This is a genomic window from Limnobacter litoralis (assembly GCF_030160455.1).
GTDB classification, from domain to species: Bacteria; Pseudomonadota; Gammaproteobacteria; order Burkholderiales; family Burkholderiaceae_B; genus Limnobacter; species Limnobacter litoralis.
In genome coordinates this window covers 1-959 of the sequence record NZ_BSOJ01000047.1, presented here as the reverse complement: position 1 = coordinate 959, position 959 = coordinate 1, and the positions used below count along the sequence as shown (strand labels likewise).

Annotated in this window: 1 pseudogene; it reads left to right on the top strand. The window is 54.7% G+C overall.

Annotated elements, in window-relative coordinates:
* Positions 1-959: pseudogene (locus QQJ87_RS14625) on the top strand (IS3 family transposase); the annotation flags it as partial.

Below are 959 nucleotides of genomic sequence, written 5' to 3'. Positions count from 1 at the left end.
TGCCCGAGCCCGCAGTGAAATCGCGCGGCTGAAGATGGAGGTGGACATATTAAAAAAGGCCACAGCGTACTTCGCCAGGGACCTGAAGTGAAGTACGCCTTCATGCGCAAGAACAGGTCCCAATGGCCCGTATCTATCTTGTGCGAGGTGCTGGAGGTCAGCCCCAGCAGCTATCACGCCGCTGAACAGCGCAGACAAACCAGAGCGGGTCGACATTCACAAGGCAAGCGCATCTCCAACGACCTGCTGTTGGCCAACATCCGTGCCACGCATCAGGTGAGCAAGGGCGAGTATGGCTGGCCACGGATATGGAAAGCGTTGTTGCAAAAGGGTGTTCGTGTTGGCAAAGAACGGGTTCGGAAACTGATGAGCCAGCACGGTATTTGTGCCAAGCACAAACGAAAATTTCGAGTCACCACCGATTCCAGGCACGACCTGCCGATTGCACCGAACCTGTTGGAACGCGACTTCACGGCCAGCCAGCCTAATCGGGTTTGGACCACCGACTTGACCTACATCCAGACCAAAGACGGGTGGCTGTATCTGGTGGCCTTCATCGACCTGTACAGCAGAATGATTGTGGGCTGGTCTTTACAACCTCACATGCGCTCAGAAATGGTAGTAGACGCCTTGCGCATGGCCTGGTTTCGGCGCAAGCAACCTCGAGGCGTCGTAGTTCACAGTGACCGTGGTAGCCAATACTGCGGCCAGTTGTTTCAGGACGCATTGAAGGCCTATGGAATGACAAGTTCCATGAGCCGCAAAGGAGACTGCTGGGACAATGCTCCCACTGAAAGCCTGTGGGGCAAACTGAAGGTGGCTCGCATTCATGGTGAACCCCTCAAGTCAGCTCAAGAGACCCGCCAAGAGGTGATGGATTGGATACACTTCTACAACTCAACGCGATTGCATTCGGCACTGGGTTACCTAAGCCCCATGCAGTTTGAGAAACAAAGCCT